This window comes from Microbacterium sp. zg.Y909 (assembly GCF_024626565.1).
Map to the genome: position 1 here is coordinate 1 of NZ_JANJFJ010000054.1, position 17,990 is coordinate 17,990.

Consider the following 17,990-nt stretch of genomic DNA (forward strand, 5'->3'; position numbering starts at 1 on the left):
AAGAACGCAGCGCCCACCTCGTCCACGACGCCGGTCGCGGACGGCGGCGAGGCGCCGACGCCGCGGGTGACGCTGGCATCGCTTCCGCGCACCGCCGACGTGGCGCTCGAGCGCGACGCGATCATGGGCGTGCTGCAGTACGGTCACGCGGTGGATGCCGCCATCCTCGACCCCGCGCTGGCGCTGCCGTTCCACCATCCTGCGCTCGAAGCCGTACGTCGCGCCGTCGTCGAACAGCCCGACCGTACCCGGATCGGCTGGGCGGCGGCCGCCGTCGAAGCGGTGCGCGAGCCCTACCGCACCCTGGCCGCCGAACTGCTCACGGCCGACTTCCCGGCGCGCACCGAAGCCGGCGCCCTGGCCTCGACCGCCGACCTCGCGCGTCGGCTGCGCTTGCGGGTCATCGAACGCGAGAAGAGCGAGCTCATGCGGCACATCCAGCGTGTTGATGTGGACTCCGACGGGGGCCGCGCGGTGCGCATCCGCCTTCGGGAGCTCGACGTCGAGCGTGCCCGGCTGATCGCCGAGTAGCCCGCGCCCGCCCGACCGGGCAGGATGGGACCATGACCCCGAGGAGTGGCGACGAGTTCTCTGTCCGGTGCGACGACCTCTCCATCGCCCACACCGGGTCGATGCAGCGGGTCGTGGACGGTGCCACGTTCACCCTCCCGCGCGGCGGCACGCTCGCCCTCATGGGACCCACCGGCTCCGGCAAGTCCAGCCTGGCCGCGGTCTTGGCGGGCCGCGGCGGCTCTGCGTTGTCGCTCGTGGGTGGCAGCGCCGTCGTCGAAGGCGTGCGGCTCGGCCGCCGCGGACGCGCCCACCGCCTGCACACCTACCTCACCGGCTACCTTCCCCAGCGAGCCGGCGCCGACCTTCCAGCACGCTCGACCGTCGCAGAGGTGGTGGGGGAGCCCGTCACCAGCCGCGACCGCCGGGTGAACCAGCGCGCACTGGCGGTGCGCGTCGCCGCTCTGCTCGACGAACTGCAACTGCCCCTGGGTGCGGCGATGAAGTACCCCTACGAGCTGAGCGCGGGCATGCGCCAGCGCGTCGCGCTGGCGCGCGCACTCATGCTGCGTCCGCATCTGCTTGTCGCCGATGAACCGTACGCGAACCTCGACGTCGAGGTGAGGCGGGCCGCGCGCGACGCGATCCTGCGCCGCCGGGCGGAGTACGGCATGGCCGCCGTCATCGTCACCAATGAAGCGGCCGCGGTCGACGAATTGGATGCCGACGTGCTCGTCCTTCGCGGCGGACACACCGTCGCGACCGGCCACGGGACGGGCAGTCTGCTGTGGACGCCCGGCGACGATGCGAACCCGAGACTGGTCGCGTCGTAAGTCACGAGCACCCTCTGACGTTTGCTAGGATTGACGAGTTGCCCGCCGCAAGGTGTGCATGATCCTCGGTAGCTCAATTGGCAGAGCAATCGGCTGTTAACCGATAGGTTCTTGGTTCGAGTCCAAGCCGGGGAGCCAACAAGCCCCGAACTCCCTTGATTCATCAAGGGAGTTCTTGCTTTGGGGCACTCTTCGGCTACCTATCGCGCAAAGTACTCGACGCGAGCGCAGCGAGGAACACTGGCACGTCCATCGGGCTAGACATAAACGGGATTGATGCTGCGCATTGGCAACCGGGTGTTCCCTGATACGTCCGAGATGCGGATAGTGGGAAACACGAGGCGCATGGAAGCCCTCTCGGAAAGGTCAATGATGATCACGCTTCTCTCCCACCTCTCGTACATCTCGATCACGTCGACGGATGTCGAGGCCTCGGTGGAGTTCTACAAGGATCAGGTCGGTCTCACCGAAGTCGACCGCGTGGGCGATGCCGTCTACCTGCGCTGCTGGGGCGACTACTACGCCTACTCGCTCGTGATGGTGCCCGGCGACGAGCCCTCTCTCGAGACGATGGCATGGCGTACTTCCAGTGCCGAGGCGCTGGAAGAGGCCGTCCGCCGCATCGAGGGCGCCGGAGTGCAGGGCGAATGGATCGAGGCGCACGCCATCGGTCGCGCCTACCGCTTCACGGGACCGTGGGGACACTCGATGACCCTGCACTGGGACGTCACGCGCCACCGCGCAGATCCGTCGGTCGCGTCGATCTACCCCGACCGTCCGCAGAAGCGCAGCCACGTTGCCGGCGCCCCCCGCCAGCTCGACCACGTCACGATCGCCACGAGCGATGTCGACGGATTCGCGCGCTGGTACAACGAGGTGCTGGGCTTCCGGATCATGGCCCGTACCGTGCTCGACGAGGCGCCGATGTCGGTGTTCTCGGTGCTGACCACGAACGAGAAGTCTCACGACCTCGGCGTTGTGCTCGACGGATCCTCGCGCGCCGGGCGGGTCAACCACTACGCCTTCTGGGTCGACACGCGGGAGGAGCTGCTGATCGCCGCGGACGTCCTGATGGAGCGCGGCACCGCGATCGAGTACGGGCCCTCCATCCACGGCATCGGCGAGCAGAGCTTCCTCTACTACCGCGAGCCCTCGAGCATGCGGGTCGAACTGAACACCGGGGGGTACCGCAATTACGTGCCCGACTGGGAGCCGCAGACGTGGAAGCCGTCGCTCGGGTCGAGCAACATGTACCGCAACGGCGCCATGCCGATGTCGATGACCGAGTCGTTCCCGCCCGCCGACGGGCCCACCGCCACGGAGGAAGGCGTGCCCGAAGAGATCAAGGCGGCGCTGCTGAACCCGTACACCCGTCACGGCTGAGCACTGTTCTCTGTCCCGGGGCGGCCGCCTGAAGCGGCCGTCCCGGGGCGCACTACGTCACGACTCGAGGAGGATTCATGACCCATACCCCGCCCACCGCCCCCTTCGCCCTCGGCCGATACCGGCAGGGCAATGATGTCGTTCTCGGGCTCGTCGCGGGCGACCGCATCCGCCCCCTCGGTGAGGAGGAACTCGGTGCGTCCGATCTGAACGCGTTCCTCGCAGCACCCGACTGGGACCGCCTCGCCACGCTCGCCGAGGCGGAGGGGCCGTGGACTGCGCTGTCCGAGGCGGTCCTGACCGCGCCGGTGCAGCCGCGGCAGGTGCTCCAAGCCGGCGCTAACTACCGCACGCACGTCGTGCAGCTGATCGTCGGCGGACTGACCAAGGGCGAGTCGGCGCTGACGCCGGAGGAGGCGCGGGACCGTGCCGAACGCATCATGGATGCGCGCGCCGCCAGCGGTCGCCCTTTCGTCTTCATCGGCATGCCGCAGTGCGTCGTGGGAGACGACGTCCCCCTCACGCTTCCGTCCTACAGTGACGTGCATGACTGGGAGCTCGAACTCGCCGTCGTCATCGGCCCCGAGGCGTTCCGCGTGGGGCGAGACGAGGCCATGAGCCACGTTGCGGGGTACACGATCACCAACGACATCTCGACCCGCGATCTGCTCTTCCCCTCCGACGTGGGCGACATCGGCGCCGACTGGTTCAGCGCCAAGAACGCGCCGGGCTTCCTCCCCACGGGGCCCTACCTCGTCCCGGCGCCGTTCGTTGACCCCGCGAACCTCGCCATCCGCCTGGAGCTGAACGGCGAGGTGATGCAGGATGCCACAACCGCGGAGCTGGTCTTCGACGTCGCCGCGCTCGTGTCGACCGCGTCCCAGACGCTGCCGCTTCTGCCGGGCGACATCCTGCTCACCGGCAGCCCCGCGGGCAACGGCCAGCACTGGAAACGATTCCTGCGCGACGGTGACGTGATGACCGGCACGATCGAGGGCGTCGGCACGCAAGTCGTCCGCTGCGTCGCGGAGGCGGCCGCATGACCGCGCCGAGCGAACATCCCGCCGACCTCGACCGCAACGATCCCGAAGGCGAGATCGCCGCGCGCGTGACGGCGTATCGCAATTGGGGCCGGTGGGGTGAGGACGATGTCCTGGGCACCCTCAACTTCATCGACGAGGCCAAGCGCGTCGAGGCGGCGGCACTCGTGACGCAAGGGCGTGTCGTCTCGCTGTCGCAGGCCTTCAACACGGACGGCCCCCAGAAGGGGTGGCGGCGCCGGATCAATCCCGTCCACACCATGACCGACACCGGCACCGACGCCGAACGCGGCAACCAGCCGTTCCCGCACGGCATCGGCGGCGCCGACGACTACATCACGATGCCTCTGCAGTGCTCCACGCAGTGGGACGGCCTCGGCCACATCTTCGACCACGGGATGGCGTGGAACGGTCGCCGTGCGGGCGATGTCGTCACCAGTGACGGCGACCTCGTCACCGGGATCGAGCACGCGGCCGCTGTCATCGTCTCCCGTGGCGTCCTGCTCGACATGGGGCGCTTCCTGCAACCCGACACCGGAGAACTGCCCGACGGCTACGGCATCACCGCCGCCGACCTCGACGCGTGCATCGCGGCACAGGGGGAGTCCAGCCGGGTCGGACGCGGCGACATACTGCTGGTGCGCACGGGCCGGCTCGCCCGTGCCCGACGCGAGGGGTGGAACGACTATGCCGGCGGCGAAGCGGCCGGCATGTCGCTGACCACCGCCGGCTGGCTGCACCGGAGCGAGATCGCAGCGGTCGCCACCGACACGTGGGGCTTCGAAGTGCGCCCCAACGAGTTCGACGCGCCGTCGTTCCAGCCGCTGCACCAGATCGCTATCCCGAACATGGGACTCACGATCGGCGAGATGTGGGACTTCGACGAGCTCGCCGACGCGTGCGCCGCACGCGGACGCTGGGACGTGCTGCTGTCGGCGCCACCACTGCCGATCACCGGGGCGGTCGGTTCGCCGATCAATCCGGTGGCCGTCTTCTGACACACACCACCGCACACCCGAACAGAACAGAGAGGTTCTGACATGACTGCAGTGCACACCGTCGCGATCGTGGGGTCCGGCGTCGCCGGCCTGGCCGCCGGCATCCAGCTGGCCAAGGCCGGCGTCGAGGTCGATCTCTTCGAAGCCAAGCCGCAGCTGACCGCCCTCGGCTCCGGCATCAGCCTGCAGGGCAACGCCCTGCGGGTGTTCGACGCGCTGGGCGCGTGGGACGACATCCGCGAGGCCGGATACCCGTTCGAGGGGCTCACCTTGCGCGCGCCCGGTCCCGGTGCTCCCGTGGTCGCCGAGCTTCCCGATGTGAAGACGGGAGGTCCGGATTATCCGGCCGGGATGGGGATGCCGCGGGCAGAGCTTGCCCGCATCCTCTTGGCGCACGCCGAGCGCGCGGGCGTGCAGGTGCACTTCGGGGCGAAGCTGACCGGCCTCACCCAGGATGCGGACGGCGTCCAGATCGAGATCGAGGGCGCGCCTGCGGGTCGCTACGACCTCGTGATCGGCGCGGACGGGCTGCACTCGACGGTGCGCGAGCTCATCGGGATCGAGGCGAAGCCCGAGTCGACGGGGATGGGGATCTGGCGCACGTTCGTCTCGCGCCCGGCGGAGGTCGAACGCAGCACGCTCTACTACGGCGGACCGGTCTACATCGCCGGCTACACCCCGACGGGTGAGGACAGCATGTACGCGTTCCTCGTGGAGAAGGCCGAAGACCGCTTCGGCGTCGACCCTGACGAGGCGCGCCGGCTCATGCTCGAGGCATCGCGCGCGTACGACGGGCCGTGGAACCAGATCCGCGCCGACATCGAAGCCGGCGCCGACGCGCACTACACGTGGTTCACGCAGCATCTCGTGGCAGAGCCGTGGAACCGTGGCCGCGTGGTCATCATCGGTGACGCCGCGCACAGCTGCCCCCCGACGATCGCCCAGGGCGCCGCGCAGGGGCTGGAGGATGCCTTCGTCCTCACCGAACTGCTCACGCGGGGCGAGAGCCTCGACCAGGGGATGTGGGACGAGTTCCACGCCCGCCGCATCCCCCGCGCGGGGGCGGTGGTGGCGGCGTCGGTGCAGCTCGGCCAATGGCAGATCGACGGTGATCGCAGCGCCGACGCCGGCGGGCTGATCTTCGGGATCGCGCAGAAGATGGCGGAGCCCGCATGACCGCGCCGCGGCAGCCCGTCACCGACGTCCACGCCCATCTTCTCCTGCCTGGGCTGCACGCCGAGGTCGCGCGCCGCGCCCCCGATCTCGTCGCCGAGGCCGCTGCACTGGAGCTCGTGCGCCACGGTGCCGACAGCCAGGCGGTGTCAGGACCGATGGTCGGTGCCCGCGTCCCCAAGCTCACCGACGTGGGCCTGCGCCTGGCGGCGATGGACGCGCAGGGCGTCGACGTGCAGTGGGTCAGCGCCTCGCCCAACCATTTCTATCCGTGGGCGCCCGAGGGACTTGCGGTGTGGGCCGCGGCCGAAGCGAACCGCCTCATCGCAGAGCACACCGCACAGGCGCCCGATCGCCTCGTGGGACTGGGACTCGTGCCCCTGCAGCATCCGGAGCGCCTCGTCGAACTGCTCGACGACGCCGTGCTCGGCCGCGGGCTCGCGGGGGTGGAGATCTCCTCCTTCGCCGGTGACGTGGAACTGTCGGATGAGCGGCTGGAGCGGTTCTGGGCGCGCGCGGCGGAGCTCGGCTGCGTCGTCTTCCTGCATCCGTTCGGCTGCTCGCTCGACGAGCGGCTCGACCGGTTCTACCTCGCCAACACCGTCGGGCAGCCCGTCGAGAACGCCGTCGCCCTGTCGCACCTGATCTTCGCGGGGGTGCTGGACCGTCACCCCGGTCTTCGGCTCGTCGCGGCGCACGGCGGCGGGTACCTGCCGACCTCGATCGGCCGCAGCGATCACGCGTGGCGCGTGCGTCCCGATGCGCGCGGCTGCGCGCACGAACCGTCCAGCTACCTGCGGAAGATCTGGTTCGACACGGTCGTCCACGACGCCGGCGCGCTGCGTCACCTCATCGAGGTCGCCGGCGAGAGCCAGGTCGTGCTCGGCAGCGATTTCCCGTTCGACATGGGCTCGGAGGATCCCGTCGCCTTCGTGGAGTCCGCCGGTCTCGCACCGCAGACCGCGGAGCGCATCCTGCGCTCGAACGCGGCGGCCCTGCTGGGAAAGACGGTGAACGCATGAGAATCGCTCGCTGGACCCACGAAGAGACCGTGGGGGAGGGCTTCGTCGTGGACGACCGCGTCGTGCCCTTCCCGGACGGGCTGACGGTCGCCGACGCCCTCGCCCGCGGGATCGACGGAGCGGCCGCGCTGCTGTCGCGCGTCGCCGACGCCGCCGGCATCCCGCTCGCCGACGTGGACCTCCTCGCCCCCGTCGTACCGCCCTCCGTGCGCGACTTCGTCGCCTTCGAGGAGCACGTCGAAGGTGTCAGTGCCGGAGTGGAGGGGAAAAGCGACGTGCCGCCCGAGTGGTACCAGGCGCCGACGTTCTACTTCACGAACCCGCACACGATCCTCGCCCCTTTCCAGGAGGTCACGCCACCGGTCACCGAGCGCCTCGACTTCGAGCTCGAGGTCGCCGTCGTGATCGGGGCAGTGCCGGGATCGACAGGGTCCAACCTCACGCCGGACGCGGCCGCCGAGCACATCTTCGGGTACACGATCATGAACGACTGGTCGGCCCGCGACCTGCAGGCCCGCGAGATGAAGGTGCGCCTCGGGCCGTGCAAGGGCAAGGACTTCGGCACGACGCTGGGGCCCTGGATCGTGACGGCGGACGAGCTCGTGCCCTACCTCGACGCGGAGGGCTTCCTCGCCGTCCACGCCGAGGTGTACGTCAACGACGCGCTCGTCGGCGAGGACCTCGTGTCCAACGCGGGCTGGCCGTTCCCGGAATTCGTGGCGTACGCGTCGCGCAACTCGCGAGTGGTCCCCGGCGATGTGCTCGGCTCGGGTACCGTCGGCAACGGTGGATGCCTCGGCGAGCTGTGGGGACGCAACCAGGGCCTCATCCCGCCTCCGCTGCAGACCGGCGACGAGGTGCGGATGGTCGTCGAGGGCATCGGCGAGATCCGCGCCCGCGTCGGCGCGCCCGTGCCGGCTCCGGTTCTGCCGCCCGCACGCCCGCGCTCACGGGCGCGTCGTCGCTGACGGCTCCTCGGGAGCACAGAAGATCGCCCCCCGCACGGTATCCGTGCGGGGGGCGATCTCTTGCGTTGCGGTTATTCGACGATGCCGAGGTCCCGGAGGTCGATCACGTCGCCCTGCGGCACCCAGGTCTCACCGTCGAACTGCGTGAGCTGCACCTGGAAGATGAGTCGCCCGCCGAAGCCCGCGTCCAGCGTCATGCCGTCCTGGAGGTACGGGTTCTCGGTGTCCTCGAGAGCGTCCCACGCCTCGAGCAGCCCGTCTGCGGTCAGCTCGGGAGCGTTGTTCAGCGCCTCCACCAGCGCGGCACCCAGTCCGTAGCCGTTGAACGCGAGGGCCTGCCGGATGTCGCTCTCGTAGCCGTACTCGGTCATGACCTCGATGAACGTCTGGGTCGCGGCATCCTCGGCGTTCTTCGGGTCGGCCGGGTCCTTGCCCCAGTGGAACGCGTAGGCGTCGGCGACGGCGTCCGCGCCGGCGGGGTCGACCACGGTGACGAAGTCGGCCATGTTGCCTGCGAGCAGGAGAGTGGGCTCGTAGCCGATCTCGTCCATGTACTTCGTGACCGCGCCGATCGTGGGGGCGCCGATGTTGATGATGACGGTGTCCACGCCCGCCGCCTGGAACTGGCTGACCTGCGCGGTGAGGTCGGCCGTGCCCGGGGGAACCATGGCGACCTGCGCGGGGGCCAGGCCACCGGCCTCGAGACCTGCGATGTGGCTCTCGCTGAGGTCGTTGTTGAACCCGATGAAGCCGACGACCGCGTCGGGGCGGTTCTCCTGCAGCCACTGGGCGTGCAGCTGGCCCTCCCACACCACGTCGGGCCAGAAGGCGCGCGTATAGGGGAAGTTCTCCACGTCGCTGAGCGGGGTCTGCCCGGCCAGTGCGATCTGCGCGACCTTCTTGTCGTTGAGATACGGCCGGCCGGGAACCGCGATGCCGCCGAAGTTGACGACGGCGATGGCGCCCTCCTTCTCCACGAAGCTGCGCTGGTTGTCGGCGAGACGGGCGGGGTCATAGCCGTCGTCAGCGGTGACGAGCTTGATCTCGCGTCCGTCGATGCCGCCTTCGGCGTTGGTCATCTCGATGTAGGCCTCGAAGCCGTGCAAGCCTGCGGCCGCGGCGGCGAGCGGCCCGCTTTGGGGCCAGCTGGCCCCGATGACGATCGGGCTGTCATCCTGCGGCTCAGCGGCTGGTTCGTTCGCGGCCTGCCGTCCCGTGCAGCCGCTGAGCAGCAGTGCGGTGACCGCTACCGCGGCGGCGGAGATGACGGCGGAGCGAGCTCGTCGTGACGTCTTCATCATCGATTCGCTTCCTTTCGTGTGAATGCTGTTGTTGTTTCGGGATAGGACTCGGGGTCGGTGCTGCTGCCGGATTCGGTCTCGGGGGTGCGTGGGGCGGTGCTTCGGCGACCGCGCACGAGCGCGGCGCCGCGGCGGGCGATCGACGTGCCCCACGCGGCCAGGCCGCCGGGCGCGAGGATCAGGCAGACACCGAGGAGCACGGCGAAGATGAGCTGGGCGAACTGCCCTGACGCCTGGCCGGGCAGGACCTTGCTGGCGAAGTCGGGGAGGTACACGACGATCGCCGCACCCACGATCGCGCCGATCCACGAGCGGCTGCCTCCGACCGTGGCGGCCATGAGCAGGATCAGCGAGAACGTCAGCAGGTAGCTGTCGGGCGTCGCGACCGTCAGGACGAGCACGAGGATGCCGCCGGCCAGACCCGCCACGGCCGAGCTGACGACGAAGGCGATGAGCTTCAGCTGGGGCACGCGCACGCCGTTGGACACGGCGAGGATCCGGTTCGTCCGAACCGCGGCGTAGGCGCGGCCGAAGCGACCCACCGTGATGTTGCGGAGGAGCACGAGCGTGCCCGCGAGCGCCAGGAGGGCGAAGAGGAAACCGAACTGGGCGGGCGTGAGCGCGATCCCGTCGGGCGCGACGAAGGGAGAGGTCGGCAGCGCCAGCCCCACGGTCCCGCCGGTGAAGTCACTGAACCGGCTCACCACGAGCGGGAAGACCGCGGCGATGGCTATGGTGAACAGCCCGAGGTTCAGTCCGCCGAGCTTCAGCGCCGGAATGCCGATCACGAGGCCGACGAGGAGCCCCGCGCCGATGCTCGCCACGAGGGCGAGCGGCCACGGCACGTCGATCCTCAGCATCAGGAGCATCGTCGTGTAGCCGCCGATGCCGAAGATCGCGCCGTGGCCGACGCTGATCTGCCCCGAGAACCCGACGAGGAGGTTCAGACCCGCCACTCCCAGAGCGATCGCGAGCACGCGCGTCATGTTGAACAGGTCGTAGTCGCTCACCAGGAACGGGATCGCGACGCCCACCGAGAACAGGGCGAGGGTGAGCAGGCCCCGCGGGGTGCGGTACCAGGGCCGCGCATGGGGGTAGGGGATGGGACTGGTCATGCGCGCACCATCCGCTCTTTTCCGAAGAGTCCGCCGGGCTTGACAAGCAGGACGATCACGATGAGGACGAAGGCGACCACGATGTTGAGGTCCCCGCCGAGGAAGGGGATGTACCGGCCGGCAAACGCCGTGACGACGCCGATCAGCAGGCCACCGACGACCGCGCCCACTCGACTGGTCAAGCCTCCGAGCGTGGCGGCGGCGAGGGCCATCAACAGCGGGAAGTTCATCATCGACGGGGACAGTCCCAGGGTGGGGGCGGCCACGACGCCGGCCACCGCGCCGACGGCGCCGGCGATCGCCCACCCCAGGGCGAGCCACACGGGGGCCGACAGCCCCAGCAGTGCCGCCGAGGGGGCATTCTGCGCGACGGCGCGCAGACGCAATCCGATCGGGGTCTTCTGGAAGAGGAGCGCGGTCAGGCTCATCGCGACGACGACGAGGAGCGCGCCACCGGCCTGCTGGTAGGTGAGGCGCAGTCCGGCGAACTCGATGAGTCCGGAGCCGAAGGGGCTGGGGTAGCTGCGCGGGTCGGTTCCCCAGATGATGCCGGCGAGCGCGCTGATCCCGAGGAGCAACGCCACACCCATCGCCATTAGGACGCCTTCATTGCGGGTGTCGGCCCAGCGGACCACCAGCACGTGCACGAGGGCGCCGATCACGGCGGATGCGGCGACGGCGACGAGGATCGCGAGCCACGGCGAGATGCCGGTCGACAGCATCGTGAACGCGATGAAGGCGGCCACGACGGCGAGCTCCCCCTGCGCGAAGTTCAGCATGCCGGTGCCTTGGAACACGACGCTCAGCGCCAGGGCCAGGGCAGCGTAGACGGTTCCGGTGGTGAGGCCGTCCAGGAAGATCTGGAAGAACTCAGTCATCGAGCGCTCCTCGGGTCGAAGGGAACGGGCGGTCCGCAGGAGCGGACGGCCCGTCGCCGAGGTAGGCCGCACGCAGCGCGTCGTGATCCTGCAGATCCGCGGCGGGGCCCTCGAGCGACACGCGACCCCGGGTGAGGACGACCGCGCGGTCGGCCACCCGCAGCGACAAGCGCGCATTCTGCTCGGCGAGCAGGATCGTCAGCGACCACGCATCCCGAAGCGACTGGAAGCGGTTGAACAGCTCCAGCGTGGTCAGGGGGGCGAGGCCCAGTGACGGCTCGTCGACGAGAAGCAGCCGGGGTCGGGCGAGAAGTGCCCGCGCCACTGCGAGCATCTGCGCCTGTCCTCCCGACAGCGCCCCCGCCTGGCGGCCGCGCATCTCGTGCAGCACCGGGAAGGTCTCATGGATCAGGTCCAGGTCCTCGTCCGCCGTCGCACGCACGGGGCGGGGCCGGGCGAGAATGCCCAGGCGCAGGTTCTCCTCGACGGTCAGCTCCGTGAAGGTTCCGCGGCCCTCGGGGACATGGCCGATGCCGAGGCGGGCCACGCGCGCCGTCGTCATCTTGTCGATGCGGGTGCCGTCGAGTGTGATGGCACCTGTCGAGTCGACCTGCCTGCAGATGGCACGGAGCAGGCTCGTCTTGCCGGCGCCGTTCGCGCCGAGCAAGGCGACGATCTCACCCTCCTCGACGGTGAGATCCACACCGTGGAGCACTTCGACCCCGCCGTAGCGCGCGCGGAGGTTCTGGGTCGTGAGGACGGTCATGGCAGCAGCTCCCCGTCAGAAGGCGCGTCGGCACCGAGGTACGCGGCGATCACGCGGGGGTCAGCGGACACGGTTGTCGGGTCCCCGGAGGCGAGCAGCCGGCCGGCGTCGAGCACCGCGACGAAGCGAGCGACGCGCATGACGAGGCCGACGTCGTGCTCGACGAGGAGGCTCGTCATGTGTGTGTCGGCCCCGAAGTCGGCGATGACCTCCAGCAGTTCGTCGGCTTCGTCGGCACTCAGTCCGGCGGCGGGTTCGTCGAGCAGGAGCAGCGAGGGACGTGACAGCAGCGCGCGCGCCACTTCCACTCGGCGTCGATCGGCGTGGGCCAGGCTGCTCACCGGCGCGAGCGCCAGAGGTTGCAGCGCGAGCGGACCCATCAGATCCCACGCCTCGAGGCGGACGGCGCGTTCCTCGCGGCTCGCTCGGCCGATCCGCAGCGCGGCGGACCACATTCCGGCGCGCATTGCACCGTGCGCACCCAGCAGGACGTTTTCGAAGACGTTGAGGTCGGCAAGGAGCGCGGGCGTCTGGAAGGTGCGGGCGATGCCTGCGATCGCCCGGGCCTGCGCAGGCACGCCGCTCATGGGCCGTCCGGCCAGCTCGATCTCGCCCTCGTGGCGATAGATCCCGCTGATGCAGTTGAACAGGGTCGTCTTGCCCGCCCCGTTGGGCCCGATGACCGCGCTCGTTCCGCCGCGAGGGATCGAGAAGCTGACGGCGTCCAGCGCGCGCACGCCGCGAAAGCCGATGCCCACGTCACGGATCGTCAGTGCAGGGGCGGGCATATCGCGCTCGTCAAGGCCGACGGTCGCATCGGTGTCCAGGGTCATCATCCTCGATGTCTCGGGTAGGCGGGGCGGCAATGCCTCATCGCCAACATACGAGGATGCACGCCTATGGGCGAGGGTGATTCACCTATATGCCTAATCGACCGTGTTTATAACGGGCGCCGATCCCACGAGCACGACGACACCGCCGCTGCGGAGTATGGAGGTCGGCCATCCGAGACGACCGTGCAGAATCTGCAGCACGCTGTCACGCCCTAGCCGGGGCCTGCGCTCCCGTCAACGGGGTGCGCGGCCCCCGGCAGCGTCGCATCCTGGCCGAGAGGAAAGGAAAGCGACATGAGCCTGAGTATCCCCGACGGCGAGGGTCTCATCGACCCTCGCACGGGCGTCCCCATCCCCTTCATCGACGACGATCGCCCCCTCGACCCGGAGACGGGCCTGCCGGAGCCCCTGCCACCGCATGAGCGCCCGATACCGCTCGACGCCGACGGCGAGGCCATCGCGGACGCGGAGGATTGAGGCGCCCAGCGGCCGGCAAAAGGTGAAGGCCAGGGGTGGAAGCCCTGGCCTTCGGTTGAGGGCCGCGCAGATGACGCGGGATCCTCGGTACCAGCTTAGGCCACGCGTCACGCGGGCGTGAACATCCGGCTCCGCCGGTGAGATTCGGAAGGGCGAGGGCGCGCGGCAGGGTCAGAGCGTGCGCAGCTTCTCCAGGAGCGGCCGGGCGACCTCGGTCACGAAGCGCTCCTGCTGCTCGTCGCCGACCTGCACGATCGCGACGTCGGTGAAGCCCGCGTCGAGGAAGGGCTGCACGCTCTCGGCCAGCTCGACCAGGTCGGGGCCCGCGGCGATGGATTCGGCGACGTCTTCGGGCCGGACGAACTGGGATGCCGCGGCGAAGCCGGCCGGCGTCGGCAGGTCCGCGTTGACGGACCATCCGCCCGCGAACCACCGGAACTGCTCGTGGGCGCGTGCGATCCCCGCCTCGCGGTCGGGGTCCCAGCTGATCGGGATCTGGCCGATCTTGCGGGATGCCTCTGGATGCGCGGCATCCCACCCCTCGATCAGCTCCGCCTGCGGCTCCACCGCGATGAGATGGTCAGCCAGTCCCGCGAACCGCTCGATCGAGGACTCGCCCGACACCGCGACGCCGAGAGGCACGCCACCCTCGGGGCAGTCCCAGATGCGCGCCGAATCCACCCGGAAGTACTGGCCGTCGTAGGTGACGAGCTCTCCGGTGTGCAGCGCACGGATGATCTCGATCGCCTCGACCAGCATGTCCTGGCGCATCTGCACCGCCGGCCACCCCTCGCCGACGACATGCTCGTTCAGGTTCTCACCGGACCCGAGGCCCAGGGTGAAGCGGCCCTCCGAGAGCAACTGCATCGTCGCCGCCTTCTGCGCGACGATCGCGGGGTGATAGCGCATGGTCGGGCAGGTGACGTAGGTCATGAGCTCCACGTCGTGGGTGGCGTAGGCGACGGCCCCGAGCATGCTCCAGGCATATGCGGCGTGCCCCTGAGCGGTGAGCCAGGGGGAGTAGTGATCGCTCGAGACGACGAAGTCGAACCCGGCCGCCTCGGCTTTCACCGCCTAGTCCACGAGCTGACGTGGACCGCTCTGCTCCGTCATGAGTGTGTATCCGAACCGAGCCATGCCGTCCTCCTCGCGTGGGTGTGCGGGGAACGCTACCGATCGATGACGGCGCGCGAACGGGGGTTGCGAGGGCGGATCGGATGAGGCAGGTCACGCCCTCGCGTCGGCGGTCGCTTCCCCTTCTGCGTGCGGCGAAAGGTCGACCGCGCCCTGCGGCTCCCACCGCAGCAGGTCGCCCGGCTGACAGTCGAGGGCTTGGCAGAGCGCCTCGAGGGTGGTGAAGCGCACCGCTTTCGCACGTCCGTTCTTCAGCACGGCGAGGTTCGCCGGCGTGATGCCCACGCGTTCGGCGAGCACCGCGACCGGCATCTTGCGTCGGGCGAGCATGACGTCGATGTCGACGACGATCGGCATCAGATCACCTCGCTCAGCTCGGACCGCAGCCGCCGCGCCTCGACCTCACGCTCGACGGCCTGCGCCAGCAGCATCCGCAGCACGTAGACCACCAACGCGACACCGCCGATCACCAGTGCGGCCCCACAGATCAGCCCGACGACGCCGGGCGCCACCTCTCCCGGAGCCAAGAGCACCGTCAGCGCGAAGACGAGCACCGCCGCGGTGAGAATCGCACCGATCATCACATCCACGTAGCGGAACGCCCGTGACGAGAAGACGGACCCGCGGCGCACCATCGAGAGGAGCTGCCAGATGCACACGGCACACACCTGCAGGGTCATGATCCCGAGCACCACGATCACGACCGCCGTGACACGCGCGGCGTCGGGCGCCCCCTCGAGGTCGACCCACAACAGAGGAACCATCACGGCCTGCACGAAGAGGGCTCCGGCGAAGGACACAGCCAGCACCACACGGAGCGCACCGATCACGAGAGCACCCATCGCACACCTCCGAACCTCGATACATATCTATCGAAATACGATAGCTCTACGCATCCAGGAGCGAAAGGGTCAGGCGTCGAGGTCGTCGACTCCCGGCATCCAGCTGACTCCAGGGCGACCCCAGCCGCGCTTGCGGGCGATCTTCTGCACGGTCTTCCAGTCGCCGTCGTCGAGGCGATCGACGTAGAGGATGCCATCGAGGTGGTCGAACTCGTGCTGCATGATGCGCGCGCGCCACCCGTCGACCTCGATGCGCACGGGCGCGCCGTCGAGGTCGATGCCGGTGACCAGGACCTCATCCGAGCGCCGCAGCGGGAACCGCTCGCCGGGGAACGACAGGCATCCTTCGGACTCCGACTCGGGGTCGGGGGAGCCGGGCTCTGGGGGGCGCATCCACAGCTCGGGGTTGAGGATCACGCCGCGCCACGGCTGACCGTCGTCGTCTTCGTACGTGTACGTGTAGATGCGCAGTGGCACACCCACCTGCGGGGCCGCGAGGCCGACGCCAGGCGCGGCATCCATCGTCTCGAACATGTCGGCCACCAGCTGACGCACCTCGTCGGTGATCTCGTCGACGGGGGCGGCGGGGGAGTGCAGGACGGGATCGCCCATGATGCGAATCGGTAGAACAGCCACGTCCTTGAGCCTACCGAGAAGGCGTTGGCGCTACTGTCGAGGGGTGATGTGGGCGGTGGGTATCGAAGATGTCGGCGACCAGCTGGTCGGCGTCTTCCGCAACCCCGGATTGCTGCTCGGAATCCCGCTGGCGCTCGCCGGCGCCGTCTTCATGTCGTTCGGTGCCCAGTACCAGCATCGGGGTGTCGAGAAGGTCGAGCGTCTCAGCGGCAAGGACGGCTCGACTGGGCTCACCGGCGGTCAGCTGCGACAGCTGCTCGCGCGGCCCTCGTGGGTGGTCGGCACGCTCATGCTCGGCCTCGCCATCGTCTGCCAGCTCGGCGCGCTGACCGTCGCGCCCCTGATCGTCGTGCAGCCCCTGGGCGCCGTGGCGCTCGTCATCACCACACTGCTCAATGCGCGTGTGACCGGGCATGCCCCCACCCGCCGGTCGCTGATGGCGATCATCGCCTGCGTCGGCGGCATCTTCTGGTTCGTGATCGTCGCGGCACTGTTCGCCGTCGAGCAGACCGTCACGAACCGCCAGCTGATCACGGTGCTCATCATCCTCGTGATCGTCGCGGCGGTCCTCGTCGTCTCATGGCTGCTGGTGAGGCGTCGCCATGGCATCCGGGCGCTGTTCTACATCCTGGCCGCGGGCATCGTGTACGGATTCGTCGCGACCCTCGCCAAGATCGTGATCAAACGCATCGAGGCGGGCGACTTCGAGTGGCTGACAGTGCTCTGCGTCGTAGCGCTGCTGGCAGGCACGGCGCTGGGCGCCTACTTCGTGCAGACCGCATACTCATCGGGCCCGCCCGACCTGGTGATCGCGGGCCTCACGGTCGTCGACCCGATGGTCGCCGTCCTTCTCGGCCTGCTCGTGCTCGGCGAAGGCGCTGCGGTCCCCGTCTGGGGCTACGTCATGTTCGCCCTCGCCGGCGCCATCGCCATCTGGGGCGTCATGACGCTGGCGCGCTATCACCCGCAGGTGGTCTCCCAGAGCCAGGAGCTGCCGTTCCCTCGAGGCAGTTCCGGGGGCACCGAGGGTCCTGCATCGCCCGGCGACAAGCCCCGCGGCTGAGGGTCCGCTTCAGAGCTGCCGCCCACATGCCAGGTGCGAGCGAAGCCAGGCACGCCTAGTAAGGTCGTTGTGAGGGGGCGGTGGCCAAGCTGGTCAAGGCAGCGGGCTCATAACCCGACGATCGTGGGTTCAAGTCCCACCCGCCCTACAAAACCCTCCCGATTCCCACACGGTCACGGGTCTAGAGGGGATGAGGGAGAGCGAAGCTTCGCACTGCTCGCGATCACGACTCGCCCGCGACGATCTCGACATTGGAGCCCGCCGAGTTCTCGAGCCACCCTGCGTAGGGATCGGGTCCTCCCGCGTGCGGCTAAGCGTGCTGGTCGTCGCCGACCGTGGGCGGCTGCGCCGTCCACGGCGGGGGCTCATCCGTGCCGGCCGCCTCGTCTCGCTCCGCGTCGGCCCGTGTCGCCTGCACGATCCCGGCCGCGTGGTGTGAGGGCGCGTAGACCGTATAGAGGCGCAGGGGTTCGTCGCCCGTGTTGATGACGTCGTGCCATGTGCCTGCGGGAACCTGGATGGACCATCCGTCCGCGACATCCTGCTCGAAGTCGAGCTGATCCTTCTCGGGCCCCATGACGACCCGACCCCGACCGGCATCCAGGCGAAGGAACTGGTCGGTGTCGGGATGCGCCTCGAGGCCGATGGACTCACCCGGGGGAATGGACATCAGCGTGACCTGCAGGTGCTTCCCCGTCCACACGACCGCGCGGTAGTTCTCGTTCTGCCGGGTCGCGGCTTCGATGTCGAAGGCGTGAGGGCGAGGGCCGATGTCGCTGCCAGTCATGATCGTGTCTCCTTGTTGAGATAAGGCGGCCCGAAGGGCGCGGGCCTGCTGATCATCGCAAGGTGAGGCATCGGTGGGAAGGGGAGAGGCCGCCCCACGCGTCGATCGCCGGAATCACACACTTGTCATCCCGCACGTGCTTCCGTGATAATGGCGGGAACACAACCGAAGAAGCCGTGGTCCGCATCAGGTCGTAGGGGAAGACGTACCTGACGAAGGAGAGATCATGGC

Annotated in this window: 19 protein-coding genes, 2 tRNA genes and 1 pseudogene; 12 read left to right on the plus strand and 10 right to left on the minus strand. The window is 69.2% G+C overall.

Translation table 11 applies throughout. The features are described 5' to 3' along the window. The 9 genes and pseudogenes from NQ160_RS06250 to NQ160_RS06290 all read left to right on the plus strand — a co-directional run. A pseudogene (locus NQ160_RS06250) lies at positions 1-531 on the plus strand (DNA primase); the annotation flags it as partial. Positions 532-563: 32 nt separating this feature from the next. Next, entirely contained in the window at positions 564-1,343 is a 780-nt protein-coding gene (locus tag NQ160_RS06255) for an ATP-binding cassette domain-containing protein (RefSeq protein ID WP_257514370.1), read from the plus strand. 62 nt (positions 1,344-1,405) lie between these two features. Continuing rightward, a tRNA-Asn gene (locus NQ160_RS06260) sits at positions 1,406-1,481 on the plus strand. 234 nt (positions 1,482-1,715) lie between these two features. Further along, a complete protein-coding gene (locus tag NQ160_RS06265) occupies positions 1,716-2,726 on the plus strand; it encodes a VOC family protein (protein ID WP_257514386.1) in 1,011 nt (336 codons plus the stop codon). Positions 2,727-2,803: 77 nt separating this feature from the next. Next, on the plus strand, positions 2,804-3,769 hold the full coding sequence (locus NQ160_RS06270; protein WP_257514371.1) for a fumarylacetoacetate hydrolase family protein: 966 nt from the start codon (positions 2,804-2,806) through the stop codon (positions 3,767-3,769). After that, positions 3,766-4,764 (plus strand): cyclase family protein, encoded by a 999-nt coding sequence (locus NQ160_RS06275; protein ID WP_257514372.1) that lies wholly within the window; start codon positions 3,766-3,768, stop codon positions 4,762-4,764. Before NQ160_RS06270 ends, NQ160_RS06275 begins: the two co-directional genes overlap by 4 nt. A gap of 42 nt (positions 4,765-4,806) precedes the next feature. After that, the gene (locus NQ160_RS06280; protein WP_257514373.1) at positions 4,807-5,940 is read left to right on the plus strand and encodes an FAD-dependent monooxygenase; all 1,134 of its coding nucleotides are present in this window, start codon (positions 4,807-4,809) and stop codon (positions 5,938-5,940) included. Then, positions 5,937-6,959: an amidohydrolase family protein gene (locus NQ160_RS06285; protein ID WP_257514374.1), complete on the plus strand. Its 1,023-nt coding sequence runs from the start codon at positions 5,937-5,939 to the stop codon at positions 6,957-6,959. The genes NQ160_RS06280 and NQ160_RS06285 overlap by 4 nt, the downstream gene beginning before the upstream one ends. Then, complete coding sequence (locus tag NQ160_RS06290; RefSeq protein WP_257514375.1) at positions 6,956-7,927, plus strand: fumarylacetoacetate hydrolase family protein; 972 nt, start codon at positions 6,956-6,958, stop codon at positions 7,925-7,927. Before NQ160_RS06285 ends, NQ160_RS06290 begins: the two co-directional genes overlap by 4 nt. A gap of 71 nt (positions 7,928-7,998) precedes the next feature. On the opposite strand, the gene NQ160_RS06295 is transcribed toward NQ160_RS06290, so the two are convergent. Genes NQ160_RS06295 through NQ160_RS06315 form a run of 5 tightly spaced genes read right to left on the minus strand, consistent with a single transcriptional unit; the run spans position 7,999 to position 12,823 of the window. Continuing rightward, positions 7,999-9,228 (minus strand): ABC transporter substrate-binding protein, encoded by a 1,230-nt coding sequence (locus NQ160_RS06295; RefSeq protein WP_257514376.1) that lies wholly within the window; start codon positions 9,226-9,228, stop codon positions 7,999-8,001. Continuing rightward, positions 9,225-10,343 (minus strand): branched-chain amino acid ABC transporter permease, encoded by a 1,119-nt coding sequence (locus NQ160_RS06300; protein WP_257514377.1) that lies wholly within the window; start codon positions 10,341-10,343, stop codon positions 9,225-9,227. Before NQ160_RS06300 ends, NQ160_RS06295 begins: the two co-directional genes overlap by 4 nt. Then, positions 10,340-11,221, minus strand: coding sequence for a branched-chain amino acid ABC transporter permease (locus tag NQ160_RS06305; RefSeq protein ID WP_257514378.1), 882 nt, complete (start codon positions 11,219-11,221; stop codon positions 10,340-10,342). The genes NQ160_RS06300 and NQ160_RS06305 overlap by 4 nt, the downstream gene beginning before the upstream one ends. After that, positions 11,214-11,987 carry an ABC transporter ATP-binding protein gene (locus tag NQ160_RS06310; protein WP_257514379.1) on the minus strand — a complete coding sequence of 258 codons (774 nt, stop codon included), beginning with the start codon at positions 11,985-11,987 and terminating at the stop codon, positions 11,214-11,216. The genes NQ160_RS06305 and NQ160_RS06310 overlap by 8 nt, the downstream gene beginning before the upstream one ends. After that, positions 11,984-12,823 carry an ABC transporter ATP-binding protein gene (locus NQ160_RS06315; protein WP_257514380.1) on the minus strand — a complete coding sequence of 280 codons (840 nt, stop codon included), beginning with the start codon at positions 12,821-12,823 and terminating at the stop codon, positions 11,984-11,986. Before NQ160_RS06315 ends, NQ160_RS06310 begins: the two co-directional genes overlap by 4 nt. A gap of 291 nt (positions 12,824-13,114) precedes the next feature. On the opposite strand from NQ160_RS06315, the gene NQ160_RS06320 reads away from it, so the two are divergent. Further along, complete coding sequence (locus tag NQ160_RS06320; RefSeq protein ID WP_257514381.1) at positions 13,115-13,297, plus strand: hypothetical protein; 183 nt, start codon at positions 13,115-13,117, stop codon at positions 13,295-13,297. Between the two features lie 171 nt (positions 13,298-13,468). Here the strand turns inward: NQ160_RS06320 and NQ160_RS06325 are convergent, their stop codons facing one another. From NQ160_RS06325 to def, 4 genes are all read right to left on the minus strand, one after another. After that, the gene (locus NQ160_RS06325; RefSeq protein ID WP_441338263.1) at positions 13,469-14,368 is read right to left on the minus strand and encodes a TIGR03557 family F420-dependent LLM class oxidoreductase; all 900 of its coding nucleotides are present in this window, start codon (positions 14,366-14,368) and stop codon (positions 13,469-13,471) included. A 156-nt stretch (positions 14,369-14,524) separates the two neighbouring features. Beyond that, a complete protein-coding gene (locus NQ160_RS06330) occupies positions 14,525-14,788 on the minus strand; it encodes a helix-turn-helix domain-containing protein (RefSeq protein WP_257514382.1) in 264 nt (87 codons plus the stop codon). Beyond that, positions 14,788-15,273 carry a DUF2975 domain-containing protein gene (locus NQ160_RS06335; RefSeq protein WP_257514383.1) on the minus strand — a complete coding sequence of 162 codons (486 nt, stop codon included), beginning with the start codon at positions 15,271-15,273 and terminating at the stop codon, positions 14,788-14,790. Before NQ160_RS06335 ends, NQ160_RS06330 begins: the two co-directional genes overlap by 1 nt. Before the next feature lie 69 nt (positions 15,274-15,342). Beyond that, complete coding sequence (gene def / locus NQ160_RS06340; RefSeq protein WP_257514384.1) at positions 15,343-15,909, minus strand: peptide deformylase; 567 nt, start codon at positions 15,907-15,909, stop codon at positions 15,343-15,345. Between the two features lie 46 nt (positions 15,910-15,955). On the opposite strand from def, the gene NQ160_RS06345 reads away from it, so the two are divergent. Both NQ160_RS06345 and NQ160_RS06350 read left to right on the plus strand, forming a co-directional pair. Then, on the plus strand, positions 15,956-16,972 hold the full coding sequence (locus tag NQ160_RS06345; protein WP_257514387.1) for a DMT family transporter: 1,017 nt from the start codon (positions 15,956-15,958) through the stop codon (positions 16,970-16,972). A 74-nt stretch (positions 16,973-17,046) separates the two neighbouring features. After that, positions 17,047-17,120 (plus strand) — tRNA-Ile (locus NQ160_RS06350). Positions 17,121-17,282: 162 nt separating this feature from the next. Here NQ160_RS06350 and NQ160_RS06355 read toward each other — a convergent pair. Continuing rightward, positions 17,283-17,759, minus strand: coding sequence for a cupin domain-containing protein (locus tag NQ160_RS06355; protein ID WP_257514385.1), 477 nt, complete (start codon positions 17,757-17,759; stop codon positions 17,283-17,285). Positions 17,760-17,990 lie beyond the last annotated feature (231 nt).